Raw genomic sequence first — 18,331 nt, 5'->3', positions numbered from 1 at the left:
GCCTACAAAATGCAAGTTGGCAAATGCAGTACGGGGGGTATATGACCTGGTTTATTGACCGGCGTCTTAACGGCAAAAACAAGAGCACGGTGAACCGCCAGCGCTTCTTGCGTCGTTATAAAGCGCAAATTAAACAGTCTATCTCCGAGGCCATCAACAAACGCTCGGTGACCGACGTCGACAGCGGCGAGTCTGTCTCCATCCCCACCGATGACATCAGCGAACCGATGTTTCATCAGGGGCGAGGCGGCCTGCGCCATCGCGTACACCCAGGTAATGACCACTTCGTTCAGAACGACAGAATTGAGCGTCCTCAGGGCGGCGGCGGTGGTTCAGGAAGCGGTCAGGGACAGGCCAGCCAGGACGGTGAAGGTCAGGACGAATTTGTCTTCCAGATTTCGAAAGACGAATATCTCGACCTGCTGTTTGAAGACCTGGCGCTGCCGAATCTAAAAAAGAATCAGCATCGTCAGCTTAATGAATATAAAACCCATCGCGCGGGCTATACCGCCAACGGCGTGCCCGCCAATATCAGCGTCGTGCGTTCGTTGCAGAATTCACTGGCGCGACGAACGGCCATGACGGCGGGCAAACGGCGCGAACTGCGCGAGCTGGAGAGCAGCCTGAAGGTCGTGGAAACCACGGAACCGGCGCAACTGCTGGAAGAGGAGCGCCTGCGTAAAGAGATTGCGGAACTAAGAGCGAAGATCGAACGGGTACCGTTTATCGACACCTTCGACCTGCGCTACAAGAATTACGAAAAACGCCCCGAGCCCTCCAGCCAGGCGGTGATGTTCTGTCTGATGGACGTGTCCGGCTCGATGGACCAGGCCACGAAGGATATGGCGAAGCGTTTTTATATTCTGCTCTATCTGTTCCTGAGCAGAACCTATAAGAACGTGGAGGTGGTTTATATTCGTCACCATACTCAGGCGAAAGAAGTAGATGAACATGAGTTTTTCTACTCGCAGGAGACCGGCGGGACCATCGTATCAAGCGCTCTGAAGCTGATGGATGAAGTGGTCAAAGAGCGTTACGACCCGGCGCAGTGGAACATTTATGCCGCGCAGGCGTCCGATGGCGACAACTGGGCCGATGACTCACCGCTGTGTCACGAGATTCTGGCGAAGAAAATTCTGCCGGTGGTGCGTTACTACAGCTATATCGAAATTACCCGTCGCGCGCACCAGACCCTGTGGCGGGAGTATGAACATCTGCAAGCAATGTTCGATAATTTTGCCATGCAGCATATCCGTGACCAGGATGATATTTATCCGGTGTTCAGGGAGCTGTTCCACAAGCAATCTGCTACCAGCAACGCATAATCCAACAGCCAGCGAACGCGCTGGCTGTTTTCTTTCGACCCCGTTCATCCCGTGCTAATGTAGAACGCTGCATACTGGATTATCACCGGGAAAATCGTTATGACTGACGACGTTATTGGAACAGGCACCCACCAGCAGCTGATTACCTTACTCACCGAGCAGGGCGCGCGGTTTCGCGTCATGGAGCACGAGGCGGTCGGGAAATGTGAAGCGGTAAGTGAAATTCGCGGGACCGATCTGCGACAAGGCGCAAAGGCCCTCGTCTGCAAGGTGAAGGGAAACGGCGTAAAAAAACACGTTCTGGCTATCCTCGCCGCCGATCTGCAGGCCGACCTGAGCCAGCTTGCCCGCCATTTTGGCGGGCTGAAGGCCTCCCTCGCCAGCCCGGCTGAGGTCGATACCCTGACCGCCTGCGTTTTCGGCGCGATCCCGCCCTTTAGCTTCCATCCTGATCTGGCGCTGGTTGCCGACCCGCTGCTGTTCGAGCGTTTTGACGAAATCGCCTTTAACGCCGGCCTGCTGGAGAAATCCGTGATTATGGATACCCAGGATTACCTGCGCATCGCCCGTCCTGAGCTGGTGACCTTCCACAAAGCGTAACCGTGATGGCTGACGACCTGTCAGCCTTTTCTTTCCAGAAACAGCACGGAGGCGATGAGAATAACGGCAATAGCGAAAAACGATGAGGAGATAATCAGCGTTTCCACAAACATGTGATCGTTCATGATGGCGACCCCTTTTGCGATATCTGCCTTCGTTTTAATCCGCGTAAATGACAAGGTTATGACAACGACAAAATCTTTTTAAAACTGTTCTCTGCCGCGTTTGCGCGTACAGTAAACAGCACAATTTTTCTGGCAAGGATTCCCTATGTTTGACCCTACTCTGCTCATTCTTCTGGCACTCGCCGCGCTCGGCTTTGTCAGCCATAACACCACCGTCGCCATCTCGATTCTGGTGCTGATCATTGTGCGCGTGACCCCGTTAAATACCTTTTTCCCGTGGATAGAAAAACAAGGCCTCACCATCGGGATTATCATCTTAACCATTGGGGTGATGGCGCCGATTGCCAGCGGCACCCTTCCCGCATCAACCCTGCTGCACTCGTTTGTAAACTGGAAATCGCTGGTGGCGATCGCGGTGGGGATTTTTGTTTCGTGGCTGGGGGGACGCGGCGTTACGCTGATGAGCAGCCAGCCCTCGCTGGTGGCGGGTCTGCTGGTGGGCACCGTGCTGGGCGTGGCGCTCTTTCGTGGCGTACCGGTCGGCCCGCTCATTGCGGCAGGCCTTGTCTCTCTGTTTATCGGGAAGTCGTAGTCAGGCTGGCCATATAACGCGCTGGCGTCTGGCCCAGTCCCTTTCTGAACATGGTGATAAACGCGGTGGTCGAGTCATAGCCCAGTGACTGTGCCACCTGCTGTACCGATTTCCCGCCAATCAAATGCTGTAATGCCACAATCAGCTGCAGCTGGTGACGCCAGCGGCGAAAGCTTAAACCGGTCTCTTTCACCACCAGCCGCGCCAGGCTGCGTTCGCTCATGGCGAAGTGGCTCGCCCACTGCGCCAGCGTCTGCCAGGCGGCAGGCTCTTCCGCCATCTTCTCGCTCATCAGCCGAATTTTAGGATGGGGCGAGACGGGCAGCTGCAGATGCTCCTGCCGCTGGAGCGGCAGCTCGTCAAACAGAACGTCCACCAGGCGCGATGTGGCCGCAAGTGGGAGTTGTTCACGCGACTTTTCCGCCAGGGATAAAATTAGCTCCCGCACCAGAGGAGAGATTTTCAGGGTGCAGCAGCGGTCGGGCAAGCTTGCCGCCCCCGGTTCAATGAACAAAAAGCAGAGCTGCGCCCCCGGGGTAGCCCTGTTGCTGTGAGGCATCTGGCCGGGGATCCAGACGGCATACTGAGGCGGAACCATCAGCATGGCATTTTCCACTTCACAGGTGATTGCGCCGCCGAGGGCCAGAATCAGCTGCCCCTTACGGTGATGATGCCGGGGAATATACTGTTCCTCCGCCACTACCTGAATGCGAAATGCGACGGCCGCATCGTACTGGCTATCAGGATCGTAGCCTTCCAGTCCCAGACCAATCATCAGTTTGTCCGATATTAGCGATAAACTGTCATTTTAGCCTGATTTCAACCGCTGATAAAATGGGTATTGTGTGCGCTCGCTTGAACGTATGAGAACATAATGACTACTGCTATTCGCACCTCAGGAAAACACGTCGCGCTGTTGGTTGCAGGCATCCTGATGATTGCCACTACGCTTCGCGTCACCTTTACCGGCGCAGCGCCGCTGCTCGATACAATTCGTCTTGATTATGGCTTAAGTACGGCGCAAACCGGTCTGCTGACCACCCTGCCCCTGCTGGCTTTCGCCATTGTCTCGCCGCTCGCCGCGGGCGTTGCCCGGCGTATCGGCATGGAGCGCAGCCTGTTTATCGCCCTGCTGCTGATTTGCGTCGGGATTGCCGTTCGCTCCCTGCCTTCCGCCGCTTTGCTTTTCACCGGAACGGCGATCGTCGGCTGCGGTATTGCGCTCGGGAACGTGCTGTTACCCGGATTAATTAAGCGTGATTTTCCCGGCCAGGTGGCGAAGCTCACCGGCGCCTATTCCCTGACGATGGGCGTCTCGGCGGCGTTCGGTTCGGCAATGATCGTTCCCCTGGCACAGGGTAGCGCCGGCTGGCATGGCGCGCTGCTGATGCTGATGGCGTTTCCGCTGGTCGCGCTGCTGCTCTGGCTGCCCCAGTGGCGTCAGAAACACGTCGCAACGGTAACGGCCGCAGGCGCGCTGCATAACCGCGCGATCTGGCGCTCGGCCCTCGCCTGGCAGGTCACGCTCTTTTTGGGGATAAACTCGCTGATTTACTACGTCATCATCGGCTGGCTGCCGGCGATACTGCTGAGCCACGGCTACAGCGAAGCGCAGGCTGGCTCGGTGCACGGTCTGTTGCAGCTGGCTACGGCCGTGCCGGGACTCGCCGTTCCGCTGATCCTCCACCGTCTGAAAGACCAGCGGGCGATCGCAGGCGCGGTGGCGCTGATGTGCGCGATAAGCGCGGCGGGATTATGGTTTATGCCGGGCATGGCGGTGATGTGGACGCTGGTGTTTGGCTTTGGCACAGGAGCAACGATGATCCTCGGCCTGACGTTCATCGGTCTGCGCGCCAGTTCTGCACACCAGGCGGCGGCGTTGTCCGGCATGGCGCAGTCGATTGGCTATCTGCTCGCCGCCTGCGGTCCCCCGCTGATGGGGAAAATTCACGATAGCGCGGGAGACTGGCAAATCCCGCTTCTGGGCTGCGCCCTGGCCGCCGTGATAATGGCCCTCTGCGGCATCTTAGCCGGGCGAGACCGGGAGATCGCGCCCCGTTAAACAGTGTGGCAGACCCTCGGGTCTGCCTTTTTTACCCGCGAGCGGCGCGCAGCATCGCCTGCACCAGCACGACCGGACGCCCTTCGAGCGCGGCACGCTCGTGCTGGAATAAGGTGATCACGAAGAACGGGTGCGTAACCAGTTCTGCGGCGCGAATTTCCCCCTGTTCGTCCCAGCCCGTAACGTGCATATCACCGCTTTCCAGCGCCTGTGCAAACGCCGGCGACACGCCATAGTTACAGTGATACCCCTCTTCAATTTCCGGCTTGCCGTACGCTTTTGCGATCAGCGTATTTTTGCGCAGCTCAATCGCATCGGTTTTTTCCACCAGCGAGCAGGTCAGCGGCGCAATCACCATCGTGCCTTCGGTATCCGTCTCGGCATGTGCCGCATCGGCCCAGCCCAGCACGTTTCGGGCATACTCAATCAGCGCGTGCTGGAATCCGCCGCAGGTGCCAAGGAACGGTACGCCGTTTTCACGGGCGTAGCGCGCGGCGATAAAGGCCGCCTCGGTGTTTTTATAGGGGCTGGCAGGCACCAGCCAGATGGCATCGTAGCCCACCAGATCTTCAGGGCTTGTCAGCTCAGTGGTAGCAAGCCAGTCGTAATCGGCGGTGAGGTCAAGGACTGCGGCGGCGTCGTCAATGGCCAGCGGGATCGCCTGATGCGCAATAACACTGGAATTGTAATCGCCAACCAGCGCAATGCGCAGCGTCGTTTTAACCGGGAGGTGTTCCATGAAAGTTCCTTATGCCAGAGTATTATCAGATAACATAAGGAACCTCAGACTACCGATCTTCTGCAATTATCACAATACCTTAAATTGGGAGGGTGGAATCATGATCCAATGCAAACGCGTATACGAGCAGGCAGGCCCGGACGACGGCTATCGGGTGCTGGTGGACAAACTGTGGCCGCGCGGGGTTAAAAAGACGGACCTCGCGTATGATGAATGGTGTAAAGCGCTCACGCCCTCGAATGAATTACGCAAGGCCTTTCATAGCGAAACCATTGATTTCGCCGCCTTCAGTGAGGCCTATAGGGAAGAGCTGGCGCAGCATGCTGACGAGGGAATGCGTCTTGCGACGCTGGCGAACAGGCAAACCGTCACCCTGCTCTACGCTGCCAAAGACACGAAGCAAAATCACGCCCTGGTATTAGCCGACTGGCTGCGCCATCTCTGATCAGCCGATCGCCAGCTCGTCAAGCATTTGCGGCGCTTCATCGGGGGTGAGCGGCATCAGATGTTCGGCGCGGACAAAGGCAAAGCCGTGCTGATTGTCAAAGGCATAAACATCGCCAGTCACCAGCCAAAGCGCGCGATCGGCGGTAGCGGGTAATTGCGTCATCACGCCGTTGACCGGGTTAACGAAACGCAGGCCGGGCTGACACAGGCCAAACAGCTCAACAGATTTACCAATATTGCGACGGCCTGACGCCGTGCGGGCACCGATGATCATCGCCATGCTGCCCGGTTTAAGCTGAAACATACTTCTCTCACGGTAACGGTAGCCAGGGGCTGACTAAGAATAATCCTAAAGAGAAGTGTATCGCAGGCAATATACGTCTGTCACCTGGTGGGTTGCGGACGATCGCGACGGTAGAGCGTCCATTCATCAATCACTTCGCCGCCCGGTAGTTTGCACTCCGTGCGTACGCCCTGCGGGCTTTGAACCGGGATCTGTTCCCCGCCTTTCTCCAGGCAGTACACGGAGGCCGGGTTCGCCATACCGATAGCGTGAGGCGGTTTCGGCGCATCGGGTGGGGTTGTTTTCGCGGTGCAGGCAGCCAGGGGAAGCGCCAGCGCCAGAAGCAGAAATCTCATCTCATTGATCCTTGTGACATCATGACAGTCTAAGGGTAACGGGTCATCGCCGCTTTCTCCATGATTTCTCCATTTTAACTGCACTTTTCAACACTATAGTGTTGCATGTTCTCGATATGACCAGAGAACATCATTCCGTAATCAAGATGTCTTTGCCCCGGTCTCAACAACGGGGCCTTTTTTCTATCCTGCGGCCCACTCCCTGCATATATTAAATTTTTTATATTCATGTTTTACTATGCCTGAAGTCTAAAAACTCAGCATAACATGCAGATGCAGACGTCTTCTGCCTGGGAGTCATTCTACGTCATGTCGGATATTATCCTTGCCCGTGTTTCAGAAACCCTCGCCACTGAACAATCCCTTGAAGGTCTCGTTCGTCAGCTGCTGGAGATGCTGGAGATCGTGACTGACATGGAGTCGACTTACCTCACCAAGGTAGATATCGAAGCCCGACTGCAGCATATCCTCTACGCCCGCAACAGCAAGCAGATGACAATCCCTGAGGGGCTGAGCGTCCCGTGGGATGAAACGCTGTGTAAGCGCGCGCTGGATAGCGACACCGTATTCAGCAACGACGTTCCCGAACGCTGGCCGGAGTGCGAGGCGGCGAAAGCGCTCGGCATTACGACCTACATGAGTATTCCTGTCCATCTTGCGGATGGTTCACTCTACGGAACGCTTTGTGCCACCAGCACGGCCAGAAAGCCGCTTAGCGAGCGCGGTGAACAGGTTCTGAAGTTATTCGCCGGGCTGATTGCCCAGTCTATTCAGAAAGAGTCGCTGGTAACCCAGCTTCGCGAAGCCAATGCGGCCCTCATCGCGCACTCTTACACGGATGCCCTTACCGGTTTACCCAACCGTCGCTCCATTTTTGAAGATCTGACCACGCTGTTTTCCCTGGCGCGGCACCTTAAGCGTAACACCGTCATCGCGTTCATCGATCTGGATGATTTCAAGCTGATTAACGATCGCTACGGCCACGAGGCTGGCGACCAGTTCCTGATTGAAGTGGGCAAGCGTCTGACGGAAGAAAAACAGCAGGACGATATCATTGGCCGGCTGGGTGGCGATGAGTTTCTGGTGGCGTCGTTGAGCACATCCCACAGTGAAGGAGATAACGCGCAGGTCACGCTGCTTAAAACGCGCCTCAGCGCCTGTATTGCCGGTGAATACTGGCTGGGTAGCGTCAACCTCATTTACCCCGGAGCCAGCGTCGGCGTTATCGAAGTAGACCCTGGGGTAACCGATCCGGACAGCGCATTACGCGACGCGGATGTCGCGATGTATCAGGATAAGAAAGGAAAAAGCAAAACACGCTTTCTCACTATGGATTAACCCCGTACACTCTACGGCGTTACAAAAACCGAAACAGGTGATGATATGAGAATAGGGATCCTCTTCCCGGTCGTTATTTTTATAACGGCGGTGATTTTTTTAGCATGGTTTTTTGTCGGTGGTTACGCGGCGCCTGGGGCATAAATGAGAAAAACGACCCTCATTATGCTGATCGTAGCCATCGCGGCGTTTGCCGGCACGCAGCTTGGCTGGTGGTAAACCCGCCACGTAAAAAAGGCCGCCATCTGGCAGCCTTTTTTAACGCTTTTAAGCCTTAGCTTTTGATTTTTCTGTAGATAAACAGAACAACCAGCGCACCGATGACCGCGACGGCAAAGCTGCCGAAGTTAAAGCCATCGACTTTGCCAAAACCGAACAGCGTACTGATCCAGCCGCCGACTACCGCGCCGATAATACCCAGTATTACGGTGACGATAAAACCACCGCCATCTTTGCCCGGCATAATCCACTTCGCCAGAATACCCGCAATAAGCCCAAAGATAATCCAGGATAAAATTCCCATAACTTTCCTCTCTGTATGGTTTTTGTCATTAAATCAACGACACAAAAAAGAATAGCACAGGATTTCAGAAAGGAAATTTGTGACAGGCATCACAATGAGAGAGTGCGCAATTATTCACCAACAAAAAGAGCCTGCCGCATAAACTGTGGGGTTGCATCTTTTGTTGAGAAAGATTATCTTTCTCAACACTGAATGGTTGAGCGTAACACTCAGGTATTCAGTACGACATTGCTCACATTGCTTCCAGTATTTTTTGCCCACTCCTGAGTGGGCTTTTTTTCTGTTCATACCCCAACAAACGCGTACCGGTTACGTCCTGCGCGTTTTGCCTGGTAGAGCGCCTGGTCAGCGGCAATAATGATATTCTGCTGGCTGCCCGCGATGTCGACCGCACGCGCGGTGGAAATCCCGACGCTTACCGTCACCCGTCCGAAGGGGCTAAAAGCATGCGCGATTTGCAGGGAAAACACGTTGCGAATGATCGTCTGCGCCAGTCGAAGCGCCTCCTGGATATCCGTATCAGGTAATATCAGCGCAAACTCCTCTCCGCCGTAGCGCGCCACAATCTGATTATCACGGGTAAGGCTCTCCCTGAGACTGTTTCCCAGCAGCGCCAGACAACGGTCCCCTTCCGGATGGCCGTAGTTATCGTTGTATTTTTTGAAGTAGTCCACGTCCACAATCAGTATCGAAATCGCTGCGTCATGCGCGGCACACGTCGCGATTTCAGAGAGGATTCTTTCATCAAAGATGCGACGATTGTACAGCCCGGTCAACGCATCCTCGGAAGCGATAATCTTCAGCGCCTTATTATCTCTGGTTTTTCTGGATAAGTCGGAATACAGGAAGTACGACGCCACGATAAGTATCGCAGTGAACACGAAAATGAGCAGCGCCAGCTGAATAGCCTGCTTGCGCCACGGAGCGAGGGCTTCATCAATGCTGACGGCCACGGTGGTCACGAGCCCGTAGCGTCGGTTTTTTTCATAGGCGTAAATGCGTTCGATTTTATCAAACCGCGAAACGGAACTGGCTATCCCGGTATTTTGTACCTTTAGGTATTTCCTGAAGAGGGGTGAATCAGAAAAAATCGTGCCGACGTAGGTATTTTTAAAGGGGTGACGGATCAGCAGCACGCCGGATTGCGTCGTTAAGCCAATGACGCCCAGGTGACCAATATTAATCTGCCCGTAAAGCGCGAGAAAATTCTCGATACCCAGCGTCACCACCACAACACCGTTAAATGCCCCGGTGTGGGTTTCAAGGCGACGACTAATGGTAATGACCCATTTGCCATTGGTTCTGCTTACCACGGGCTCACCAATAAAAATCTGCTGATTTTTATTTTCCTTGTGATAGATAAAAAATGACCTGTCCGATCCTTTGCGTGGGCCTGTAAAAGTTTCGTGCAACGCGGTAAAGATATCGCCCTGAGCGTCGTAAACAACCACATTATTAATCTGGGTAAGAAGATTATCCTGATTATTTATCATCCGCTGAATATTGGTCGCCTGTTGCGGCGTCATGCCATAAATTTCGATTATGTCGGAAACGGTAGTAATTAACATTTCGCTTTGGCGCATGATCCCCTCGGTGTAGACATCAAGGGTATGGCTCAGGTTAGCCACGCTGGTATTAATTTGCTGAATTGACTGCTGTCTGGACGTGGCAATTTGGACGGCAAGCGACAGCGAGATGATCAATGAGACAATGATGACGGTAATGGTTGTTGTGTAAAAAGTATTTTTCACATGCACGAGCTTTTCCACCTTATCACGCCTGACATCCCTGGCTGACAACTCTTGTCACTGTAACAAAGCTCGGGATAAGAGGAAAATGAATTGCACTTAAGCATGCAACTGAAGCTCGTCTTTATTTCGTTTTACAAACTAACGGTCTCCCTGGGTTTAGATAAAATGACTTTAATAAAATCGATATAGGAGACGGGCTTACCAAAATAATATCCCTGTAACAGGGTTATCTCATTACGGTTGAGATACTCCAGTTGCTCTTTTGTTTCTACGCCTTCAGCAACAATGCGTAAAGAGAGTTTTTTCGCCAGGTCAATGACGCAGTCCAGCAGGATCGTTGAGTCCTTTTCCTCTGAAACCCGGTTCACAAAGCTTTTATCAATTTTAATATAATCAATGGCCAGCGCATTAAGGCATGACAGCCCGGAATAACCCGTACCAAAATCATCCAGGGCAATAACAAAGCCGGCGTTATGCAGCATGTTGAGGTTTTGCACGAGGTGGGGATTATCGATCAGCGGTTCACGCTCGGTCACCTCGAGAACCAGCTTGACCTCTTTACCCTGAAACCCCTTCCCGAAGACGCGGCAGTCACCGATAAATGAAGGCGCATTAATATGTCTGGCGCTGATGTTTACCCCGATATGAAACCCGTCCGGTAGCTTAGGCAAAAGCGGCTTAAGCTGGGCCACCACTTTTGCCATTAACCCTTTGGTCAGCGGTATAATCAACCCGCTACGTTCGGCAATCGGAATAAAGACATCCGGCGGGATAAAGCCTGACTTTGGATGCTTCCATCTTGCCAGGACCTCAACGCCATATAACCCGCCGGTATCGCCGTTCACGATCGGCTGGTAATAAGGCACGATCTCCCCCTGCAAAATGGCCTTACGTAAGTCGTCTTCAAATGAGGTACTTTTCCCCTTGTATCGGCGGATCAAAATACCCAACGCCACCGATAGCGCAAGAATAAGCAGTATCAGGCTCCATCCCTGTTGCAAAAGCCGCGTCAGGCTGAAAAAGGCAGGAGGTTGCCAGACGAGGCTGAAGGGAAATTGCGTTGATGCCGTAAGCGCCCCCGCCCAGGAGGCCACTTTCCAGCCCCTCACTGCACCGTTGCGAACAAGCATGCTTTCGCCGACAACCAGCCCCAGATCCATGCTGTTCGATGCGCTTGCAATGACGTCCTGTAAATGCGCATCACTGATGCTGACGATGACGCGCCCTCCCACGATGGGCATCTGAAAGACAAGCACCGGAATGCCGTTCACCAGTCGACTGCCCGGTAACAGCACCAATTTTTCGGCAGGTAACGTCTCAGGATGAATAATCAACACGCCATTCCCGGGAAGGGAAGTACAGATGATCTTACCCTGCTGCTCGATCATGATGGCGCGCAGATGCGGTTTTAGCGCTGCCTCTGTCCCCAGCGCCAGCTGTCCGCTACTGGTACACCCTTGGGCCGCAACGCGCTTCGCCGTGCTGGCCGCACTGACTGCTTCAGCCAGAATGTTTTCTATTTTTTGGGTGCTGGCCGTGGCGGTATGACTATTACTCAGCTTCGCCATCTGCCATAGCTGCCAGTTAATAATCAAAATGCCGCTCAGAAAAAGAAACAGAGCGCTAAGAATAGGGATCATCACGTTGCGCACGATGTTTTCCTTAATAGAAAAATCAAGCATGGATGTTCTGGTTGAAGAGCCTGTGCTAACCCGGTATTGCTTATAACAATGAAAATAGCTTAGATGAGAATTGTCTTAAAAAACTGATACTTTCGTATGAGTTCACCTGCCGGCATTTACTCACATGACGTGACTATCAGGCTTGTTCCTTGCCCTGGCTGTGTTAAGATTTGTGAAATCAGGGAGCGGACTGGATAACTGGAAAATGAAAAAGCTCATTGCCGTTGCTATTGCTTCAACGCTTCTGGTTTTCCTGTCTCTTTATGCGGTCAATGTTGTAATCATCGGTCAGCAGAAGAGCAAACAGCGTGAAATATCCCGTACCCTTTTACATTATTCAGAAGACGTGTCCCAAAGCGTGGCGCTGGGTCTCAAAAGCATCACGACGCAGGGATGTGATAAAACCAGCCTCGATCGCTACAGACAAATTAAGCTTAATAATCTTTATTTTGCCGATATCGGCTATATTGAGAAGGGAAAAATTGTCTGTACCGCTTTTTGGGGAAAACTCGCGACGCCCGTTGCACTTCCTGCAGAACTGCATAAAACGCCGAGGGGCTTTCTCCTGGCCCAGTTTTCGAGAAAAGACTTTTTCACGGGCAATGCGGCAATTTATAATAATATTATTATCTTCACCTCCCGCTATGCTTACGATAAATTCACCCCGGTTACCGCAAGCTATTCGCTCAGTGCTACCACCAAAGACTTCGGCAGAGTCTTTTTTTCGGCCGCCACGGAGCTAAATCAGCAGAGCTGGCTGCATTCGACGTTGTTTACCCTGACTCTGACACAGTGCAGCACCTTCTGGGACCTGTGCGTCATCGTGAAGCATCACGACGCCGGGCTGGCCTCGTTGCCTCCGTTTATCTTTGCGCTTCTCGCAGTCATTCTCTGTTTTATCTGGATTGCGATAACGTTATTTATCTTCCGTATCTATGAAGACCGTTTTTCTCTGGAACGTACGCTGATAAAAGCCGTCATCACGAATACCATCAGCGTTAACTATCAGCCCATTATTCGCATTCACGATCAAAAAATCGTGGGCGTCGAAGTTCTGTCGAGATGGCGCGATCAAAAGCACGGGGACGTCTCTCCGGAGCTGTTTATCCCATTAATTAAGAAGATCGGTCTGTATAAAAAATATTACAGTAATATTATCGAAAAATCCCTTTCCGAAATTGCCCCTCTGGCGATAAAACACCAGCTGATAGTCTCAATAAACGTTGGGCACAAGGAAATTGAAGATGGACAGTTCATTACCATTTTGCGCCGTGCGTGTTTTGCCAATCACCTTCCCCTTTCCCTGATGAAGGTCGAACTCTCTGAGAAAGCCGTTTCCACGGCAGATATCCTCGAGGGATTCTGTCAGGAGCTGAAATCGCTCGGCGTAAAAATATCAATAGATGATTTTGGCGTGCAGAACTCGAACCTCGCCCGCCTTTCGCTGCTTGAATATGATGAAATCAAAATCGATAAGTCGCTGGTGGACGGCATCAGCGAGCATTATAAGCAAAACATCTTTGTAATCTTCAGCGATGCCCTTGCAAGATTGAATAAAACGCTTGTTTTCGAGGGCGTGGAAAATGAAATTCAATATCGCTTTATTGCAAGCAGATATCCCGATGCGCTGATTCAGGGATGGTATTTTTCAAAAGCACTCACCCGAAGCGAGCTGGCGAAGCGACTCACCGGGGTCGCACCGTAATCCGAAGCCTTGCGCGTCCGTTTTTTTCCAGTCGGGCATTTCTATTTTTTACGCAAAAACATATAGTCGTCACATTCAGACGGTAGATTACCCTGAAGCACACTCATATTTTGGTTAAAAACGTGAAATTATCCTTACTATTACCAGTGGTACTCTTTTGTCTGACCGTTATTTTCGCGCTGTTTATAGACGCCCCCGCGTCGCATATTCTGCGGAAAAAATGCATGTGGTCCGATAGCGTGATGCTAAGCTGTATCGCAAAGCATCAGCATAACGGCTTTTGAAGCAGACTATTCATTTCCCCACTGATTGAGGAAGTTCGCAATATCATCGATGCGACCCGCACGGATCCCGGCCTCAGCGGCCATCTCCTGCTGGGCTTCCTCGCTAATCTCCTCATTATTCGATAAACGGGTGAGCAGCAGCTGGAAATAATGTGCCAGCGCGTCGCGCTCTGAGTCAGCGACGGGCTCTGCGGCTTCCGTCGCGTACTCATCGGCAATGTCATAATATTTCAGTGGGATATCGTTGTTCATAACTGTCTCGTCGCTAATCTTTACAGGTAAAGCCATCAGTATATCGGACGCCTAATCTCAACCAAAGCATTGCTTCAGATGAGTAACGCAAGCAGCGCTGCGAGAGCGGGCGCGGCCTGGACATACAAAATTTTTCGGCTGGCGGTGGCTGCGCCAAAGAGCCCGGCGATTAATACGCAGGTCAGGAAGAAGATGGCCACCTGAATACCCTTTTCGCCGAGCCAGAGGCTCCAGAGCAGACCGGCAGCCAGAAAACCGTTATACAACCCTTGGTTTGCGGCCAGCACGCGGGTCTCGCGCGCAAAATCAGGACGCAGATTAAAGGCCTTGTGCCCTGTTTTGGTATTCCACAGGAACATTTCCAACACAAGAATGTAGAGATGGATGAATGCAACGACAGCGATAAGGACGGTGGCTAACATCGTGTTGTCTCCCGCAGGCAGAGGCAAAAAAAACGGGAACCCTCAGGCCCCCGCTCTTGTTTAATCCAGAATCTGGATTACATGTTCGCGATAATCGCGTCGCCAAACTCTGAGCATTTCAGCAGCTTAGCGCCTTCCATCAGACGTTCGAAATCGTAAGTTACGGTTTTCGCGTTGATCGCGCCTTCCATACCTTTAACGATCAGGTCTGCGGCTTCGAACCATTCCATATGACGCAGCATTATATGCGAGAACTTTTCATAAGCTAATGCTTTCAAAGATAATTATCAACTATCTTTGTTTAATTTTACGCCAATAACGCCATGTGCTAACTTGCTGATACCACTATCTTTGTTTTTTGTTTTGGGGAAAGAAATGAGCTTAGAAATTCGTTTCACATCTACAGACTTTGAGCATGTGCTGTTCTGTCCTTATTGCAATTCAAATTACCTTCATCAAGGCAAAGTTGAGGTCTTTGAGCGACAGGAGGATGCAAAAGAAGGTACTCATGTAATTATCGATAACGATGACGTAACTATAAACCGTAATTTATCAGGTAACCCATCACGAAGAAGGCATGGATTAAAGATTGGCTTTTGGTGTGAAAACTGTAAGGAGCACCCAGTAATGTCAATCTATCAGCATAAAGGCCAAACGATGCTTGAGTTCAAGTAGCGTTCCGTCATGGGGTGTCGGAGGTTCAAATCCTCTCGTACCGACCAAAATCACATTGAAAACCAGCCTCTTATGGCTGGTTTTTTTTATTGGTATTTTTATACGGGGAAACATTGGGGAAAAACTGGGGAATAATTGCCCGTACTTTCTGTTCAATCGGACGAAAAAATCCCATCCTTTAAATCGTTTTACTCGCCTTGACACTGTATATTTTTACAGTAAAAATATAACCTCCTCTCAAACAGATTAAGGAGACTGTTATGTTTGTTGAGTTGGTTTACGATAAGCGAAATGTCCAGGGCTTGGATGGAGCCAGAGAAATTATTCTGGCTGAGCTGACGAGGCGAGTTCATCACATATTCCCTGATGCTGAAGTGAAGGTTAAACCTATGCAGGCTAACGGATTGAATAGTGATGCCAGCAAAAGCGACCGTGAAAAGTTGAACCGTATGCTGGAGGAAATGTTTGAAGAGTCTGATATGTGGCTTACAAATGAATGAATTTACCTAATGTCATCACAGCAAACCCGGACCCACTACCGGGTTAGATTTCCTCTTTACACTATTTTCGAAACTTTGCGTAGATCCTTCCAGTTTCGCAACGCATCGCTTTACCATCTCGCTGACTTCCTTCATCATGCCCCTGTTTCAAAATCATAAAGTTTCGGTGCGCACCTGTTTTTTCTCCCTGCCTTATACTTTCAGTCATAGCTTTGACTGGAGGTTTATATGTGTGGACGTTTTGCACAAGCTCAAACGCGTGAAGAATATCTGGCTTACCTAGCCGATGAAGCCGATCGCGACATCGCATACGACCCTGAGCCTATTGGACGTTACAACGTGGCGCCAGGTACAAAAGTTCTGTTGCTGAGCGAACGTGACGAGCAGTTGCATCTCGATCCGGTCCTGTGGTCTTATGCCCCCGGATGGTGGGATAAAGCACCATTGATAAACGCGCGTGTTGAGACAGCGGCCACCAGCAGGATGTTCAAACCTCTCTGGCAGCATGGCCGGGCAATCTGCTTTGCTGATGGATGGTTCGAGTGGAAGAAGGAAGGCGACAAGAAGCAGCCATATTTCATTCACCGGGTAGACGGCCAGCCGATTTTTATGGCGGCGATCGGCAGCACACCGTTTGAGCGCGGCGATGATGCGGAAGGTTTTCTCATTGTGACATCGGCAGCGGATAAAGGTCTGATAGATATTCACGACCGTCGGCCACTTGTTTTGTCGCCAGAAGCGGCAAGGGAGTGGATGCGCCAGGATGTAGGCGGGAAAGAAGCTGAAGAGATTGCAGCTGACGGTTCCGTGCCGGCAGACAAGTTTATATGGCACGCCGTGACGCGCGCCGTGGGGAATGTGAAAAATCAGGGTTCAGAGTTAATCGAGCCCATTACCTGACCACAAGCAGATCTGAGTATCTTGTCGTGTACCGCGGCGAAAGCATTTCCCGCTTCATCTGCCACTGCTGCTGTATACCCTGCCCGGCAAAATAGAGTGTGCCTTTTCCATCTTTAGCGTTCAGGTGATCGAGAACTTCCATCAACCTTTCGCTTCCGGCCCGCGGCGCGTTCTCATCAAACAGGTTGAGCTGGGCCACCCCTTGGCTGAAAAAGTCTCCCAGCATGATCCCCGCTTTCTGGTACCTGTGGCCATCCTTCCAGATTTTGTCCAGGCACTTTACCGCGGCGTTGATAATGTCGCGGGAATCCTGTGTTGGAGTCAACAGCTTCACCGATGAGCTGTTGCCATAATACGGCTCGTTAAGCGCAAAGGGAGAGGTCTTCACGAACGCCGAAATAAAACGGCAATACTGATGCTCACCACGGAGCTTTTCGGCACCACGCGCCGCATAGCTGCAGATAGCCTGGCGCATCTGTTCATACTCGGTAACACGTTCACCGAACGATCTGCTGCAGACGATTTCCTGTTTTGCTGGTGCAAACTCCTCTAGATCCAGACAAGGCTCGCCGCGCAACTCTCGGACGGTTCGCTCCAGCACGACATTGAAGTGTTTGCGAATAATCCATGCGCTTTGTTCTGATAGGTCCAGAGCCGTTTTAATACCCATGGCATTCAGCCTCTTGCTGATTCGCCTTCCGACGCCCCAGACGTCCTCCACCGGAACCAGGGCAAGCAGTCGGCGCTGGCGATCGATATTGGACAGGTCTACGACCCCGCCCGTCTGGCGCTGCCATTTTTTGGCGGCGTGGTTGGCCAGCTTCGCCAGTGTCTTCGTCTGGGCAATGCCAACCCCGACCGTCAGATGCGTACGTTTCAGAACCGTAGCGCGGATCTCTTTGCCAAAGTCAGTCAGATCCCGGCAGCTCCTAACACCCGTCAGATCACAAAAAGCTTCATCGATACTGTAAATTTCGACGCGGGGGCTCATTTCTTCCAGCGTCGTCATTACCCGGTTTGACATGTCAGCGTAAAGCTCGTAATTGCTGCTGAAGCAAACAACGCCAGCGCGCCGGAATAAATCCTTTTGCTTGAAGAACGGCTCGCCCATGGCTATCCCGACGGCTTTTGCCTCGGCGCTGCGCGCGATTACGCAGCCATCGTTATTTGAGAGAACGACAACCGGCCGCCCTCTCAGGTCCGGCCTGAATACAGTCTCGCATGATGCGTAGAACGAATTCACATCACAGAGAGCAAACATATTCAGCTCGCAGATTTAACGATGAAAGTCACGACGCCGAAAACGTCCAGCGTGTCTTCGCTGCCAACAACAATCGGACTGTAGGCGCTGTTCATTGGATTGAGTTGCACTGTCGGGCGCAGCTGCAGGCGTTTAACAGTAAATTCCCCTTCTACTGCTGCGATGACAATGTCACCGTGCTCAGCCGTGCGCGAACTGTCCACCACCAGCAAATCACCGTCGCTGATCCCGGCCTCGATCATTGAATCACCCGCTGCTTTGACGAAGTATGTTGAGCTCGGATGAGCAACAAGTAACTCATTGAGATCGATGCGCTGTTCAACGTAATCAGCCGCCGGGCTCGGGAAACCACACTGTACTAAGTCACTGAAAAGCGGGAGAGCGATAATTTCTCTCAGTTCTGTTGGCCTTATGAATTCCATAACCCACACCTCAAACACTGTTTTTATATACAGTAGTTTTATTTGAGTAAGCGCGCAAGACAGAGGTACTACCCTGACTGCTTAAAG

23 protein-coding genes and 1 pseudogene are annotated in these 18,331 nt (G+C 52.1%); 11 read left to right on the top strand and 13 right to left on the bottom strand.

Annotated elements, in window-relative coordinates; all coding sequences use genetic code 11:
• Positions 1 to 41 precede the first annotated feature (41 nt).
• Both SPG90_RS04645 and SPG90_RS04640 read left to right on the top strand, forming a co-directional pair.
• Positions 42 to 1,325, top strand: coding sequence for a YeaH/YhbH family protein (locus SPG90_RS04645; protein ID WP_047174028.1), 1,284 nt, complete (start codon positions 42 to 44; stop codon positions 1,323 to 1,325).
• 99 nt (positions 1,326 to 1,424) lie between these two features.
• Positions 1,425 to 1,925 (top strand): YbaK/prolyl-tRNA synthetase associated domain-containing protein, encoded by a 501-nt coding sequence (locus SPG90_RS04640; protein ID WP_023311253.1) that lies wholly within the window; start codon positions 1,425 to 1,427, stop codon positions 1,923 to 1,925.
• A gap of 20 nt (positions 1,926 to 1,945) precedes the next feature.
• Here SPG90_RS04640 and yoaI read toward each other — a convergent pair whose 3' ends face one another.
• Positions 1,946 to 2,050 carry a small membrane protein YoaI gene (gene yoaI / locus SPG90_RS04635; protein ID WP_088544756.1) on the bottom strand — a complete coding sequence of 35 codons (105 nt, stop codon included), beginning with the start codon at positions 2,048 to 2,050 and terminating at the stop codon, positions 1,946 to 1,948.
• A gap of 145 nt (positions 2,051 to 2,195) precedes the next feature.
• Here yoaI and SPG90_RS04630 point away from each other — a divergent pair, with 145 nt between their 5' ends.
• The gene (locus SPG90_RS04630) at positions 2,196 to 2,642 is read left to right on the top strand and encodes a DUF441 domain-containing protein (RefSeq protein WP_024908579.1); all 447 of its coding nucleotides are present in this window, start codon (positions 2,196 to 2,198) and stop codon (positions 2,640 to 2,642) included.
• On the opposite strand, the gene SPG90_RS04625 is transcribed toward SPG90_RS04630, so the two are convergent.
• On the bottom strand, positions 2,626 to 3,417 hold the full coding sequence (locus SPG90_RS04625) for an AraC family transcriptional regulator (RefSeq protein ID WP_126304600.1): 792 nt from the start codon (positions 3,415 to 3,417) through the stop codon (positions 2,626 to 2,628). The genes SPG90_RS04630 and SPG90_RS04625 overlap by 17 nt on opposite strands.
• Positions 3,418 to 3,516: 99 nt before the next feature.
• Here SPG90_RS04625 and SPG90_RS04620 point away from each other — a divergent pair, with 99 nt between their 5' ends.
• Positions 3,517 to 4,704 carry a CynX/NimT family MFS transporter gene (locus SPG90_RS04620; protein WP_126304602.1) on the top strand — a complete coding sequence of 396 codons (1,188 nt, stop codon included), beginning with the start codon at positions 3,517 to 3,519 and terminating at the stop codon, positions 4,702 to 4,704.
• Between the two features lie 31 nt (positions 4,705 to 4,735).
• Here SPG90_RS04620 and SPG90_RS04615 read toward each other — a convergent pair whose 3' ends face one another.
• On the bottom strand, positions 4,736 to 5,443 hold the full coding sequence (locus SPG90_RS04615; RefSeq protein WP_126304604.1) for a CTP synthase: 708 nt from the start codon (positions 5,441 to 5,443) through the stop codon (positions 4,736 to 4,738).
• Between the two features lie 100 nt (positions 5,444 to 5,543).
• On the opposite strand from SPG90_RS04615, the gene SPG90_RS04610 reads away from it, so the two are divergent.
• A complete protein-coding gene (locus SPG90_RS04610) occupies positions 5,544 to 5,888 on the top strand; it encodes a DUF488 domain-containing protein (RefSeq protein WP_047174023.1) in 345 nt (114 codons plus the stop codon).
• Here the strand turns inward: SPG90_RS04610 and SPG90_RS04605 are convergent, their stop codons facing one another.
• A complete protein-coding gene (locus SPG90_RS04605) occupies positions 5,889 to 6,194 on the bottom strand; it encodes a hypothetical protein (RefSeq protein ID WP_023311247.1) in 306 nt (101 codons plus the stop codon).
• A gap of 80 nt (positions 6,195 to 6,274) precedes the next feature.
• On the bottom strand, positions 6,275 to 6,529 hold the full coding sequence (locus tag SPG90_RS04600; protein WP_023311246.1) for a DUF333 domain-containing protein: 255 nt from the start codon (positions 6,527 to 6,529) through the stop codon (positions 6,275 to 6,277).
• Positions 6,530 to 6,838: 309 nt separating this feature from the next.
• Here SPG90_RS04600 and SPG90_RS04595 point away from each other — a divergent pair, with 309 nt between their 5' ends.
• Both SPG90_RS04595 and SPG90_RS04590 read left to right on the top strand, forming a co-directional pair.
• Positions 6,839 to 7,867: a sensor domain-containing diguanylate cyclase gene (locus SPG90_RS04595; protein ID WP_126304623.1), complete on the top strand. Its 1,029-nt coding sequence runs from the start codon at positions 6,839 to 6,841 to the stop codon at positions 7,865 to 7,867.
• 45 nt (positions 7,868 to 7,912) lie between these two features.
• Complete coding sequence (locus tag SPG90_RS04590) at positions 7,913 to 8,011, top strand: YoaK family small membrane protein (protein ID WP_029739841.1); 99 nt, start codon at positions 7,913 to 7,915, stop codon at positions 8,009 to 8,011.
• Positions 8,012 to 8,141: 130 nt separating this feature from the next.
• On the opposite strand, the gene SPG90_RS04585 is transcribed toward SPG90_RS04590, so the two are convergent.
• The 3 genes from SPG90_RS04585 to SPG90_RS04575 form a co-directional block, all read right to left on the bottom strand.
• Positions 8,142 to 8,390 carry a GlsB/YeaQ/YmgE family stress response membrane protein gene (locus tag SPG90_RS04585; RefSeq protein WP_006174788.1) on the bottom strand — a complete coding sequence of 83 codons (249 nt, stop codon included), beginning with the start codon at positions 8,388 to 8,390 and terminating at the stop codon, positions 8,142 to 8,144.
• Positions 8,391 to 8,674: 284 nt separating this feature from the next.
• On the bottom strand, positions 8,675 to 10,159 hold the full coding sequence (locus tag SPG90_RS04580) for a diguanylate cyclase (RefSeq protein WP_416208399.1): 1,485 nt from the start codon (positions 10,157 to 10,159) through the stop codon (positions 8,675 to 8,677).
• A gap of 113 nt (positions 10,160 to 10,272) precedes the next feature.
• Positions 10,273 to 11,823, bottom strand: coding sequence for a cyclic diguanylate phosphodiesterase (locus SPG90_RS04575; protein ID WP_241238646.1), 1,551 nt, complete (start codon positions 11,821 to 11,823; stop codon positions 10,273 to 10,275).
• 205 nt (positions 11,824 to 12,028) lie between these two features.
• Between SPG90_RS04575 and SPG90_RS04570 the strand changes: the two genes are divergently transcribed.
• Complete coding sequence (locus SPG90_RS04570) at positions 12,029 to 13,528, top strand: cyclic diguanylate phosphodiesterase (RefSeq protein ID WP_045401569.1); 1,500 nt, start codon at positions 12,029 to 12,031, stop codon at positions 13,526 to 13,528.
• A gap of 290 nt (positions 13,529 to 13,818) precedes the next feature.
• Here the strand turns inward: SPG90_RS04570 and SPG90_RS04565 are convergent, their stop codons facing one another.
• From SPG90_RS04565 to SPG90_RS04555, 3 genes and pseudogenes are all read right to left on the bottom strand, one after another.
• On the bottom strand, positions 13,819 to 14,064 hold the full coding sequence (locus SPG90_RS04565; RefSeq protein WP_045401572.1) for a YmjA family protein: 246 nt from the start codon (positions 14,062 to 14,064) through the stop codon (positions 13,819 to 13,821).
• A 74-nt stretch (positions 14,065 to 14,138) separates the two neighbouring features.
• Positions 14,139 to 14,486, bottom strand: a complete 348-nt coding sequence (locus SPG90_RS04560; RefSeq protein ID WP_023311240.1) for a DUF1304 domain-containing protein — start codon at positions 14,484 to 14,486, stop codon at positions 14,139 to 14,141.
• 77 nt (positions 14,487 to 14,563) lie between these two features.
• Positions 14,564 to 14,737: pseudogene (locus SPG90_RS04555) on the bottom strand (isocitrate/isopropylmalate family dehydrogenase); the annotation flags it as partial.
• 124 nt (positions 14,738 to 14,861) lie between these two features.
• Between SPG90_RS04555 and SPG90_RS04550 the strand changes: the two are divergent.
• From SPG90_RS04550 to SPG90_RS04540, 3 genes are all read left to right on the top strand, one after another.
• The gene (locus tag SPG90_RS04550) at positions 14,862 to 15,161 is read left to right on the top strand and encodes a hypothetical protein (RefSeq protein ID WP_322407983.1); all 300 of its coding nucleotides are present in this window, start codon (positions 14,862 to 14,864) and stop codon (positions 15,159 to 15,161) included.
• Between the two features lie 260 nt (positions 15,162 to 15,421).
• Entirely contained in the window at positions 15,422 to 15,661 is a 240-nt protein-coding gene (locus tag SPG90_RS04545; protein WP_139507332.1) for a DinI family protein, read from the top strand.
• 228 nt (positions 15,662 to 15,889) lie between these two features.
• Complete coding sequence (locus SPG90_RS04540) at positions 15,890 to 16,561, top strand: SOS response-associated peptidase (RefSeq protein WP_322407982.1); 672 nt, start codon at positions 15,890 to 15,892, stop codon at positions 16,559 to 16,561.
• On the opposite strand, the gene SPG90_RS04535 is transcribed toward SPG90_RS04540, so the two are convergent.
• Positions 16,554 to 17,822 carry a Y-family DNA polymerase gene (locus SPG90_RS04535; RefSeq protein WP_322407981.1) on the bottom strand — a complete coding sequence of 423 codons (1,269 nt, stop codon included), beginning with the start codon at positions 17,820 to 17,822 and terminating at the stop codon, positions 16,554 to 16,556. The two genes, SPG90_RS04540 and SPG90_RS04535, sit on opposite strands and share 8 nt — an antisense overlap.
• A 2-nt stretch (positions 17,823 to 17,824) precedes the next feature.
• Positions 17,825 to 18,244 carry a translesion error-prone DNA polymerase V autoproteolytic subunit gene (locus SPG90_RS04530; protein WP_020884462.1) on the bottom strand — a complete coding sequence of 140 codons (420 nt, stop codon included), beginning with the start codon at positions 18,242 to 18,244 and terminating at the stop codon, positions 17,825 to 17,827.
• Between the last annotated feature and the right edge of the window lie 87 nt (positions 18,245 to 18,331).

This window comes from Enterobacter sp. D2, assembly GCF_034427575.1.
GTDB classification, from domain to species: domain Bacteria; phylum Pseudomonadota; class Gammaproteobacteria; order Enterobacterales; family Enterobacteriaceae; genus Enterobacter; species Enterobacter cloacae_M.
Note: the sequence above shows the minus strand (reverse complement) of the source record. Positions and strands in the feature narration are given on the sequence as shown.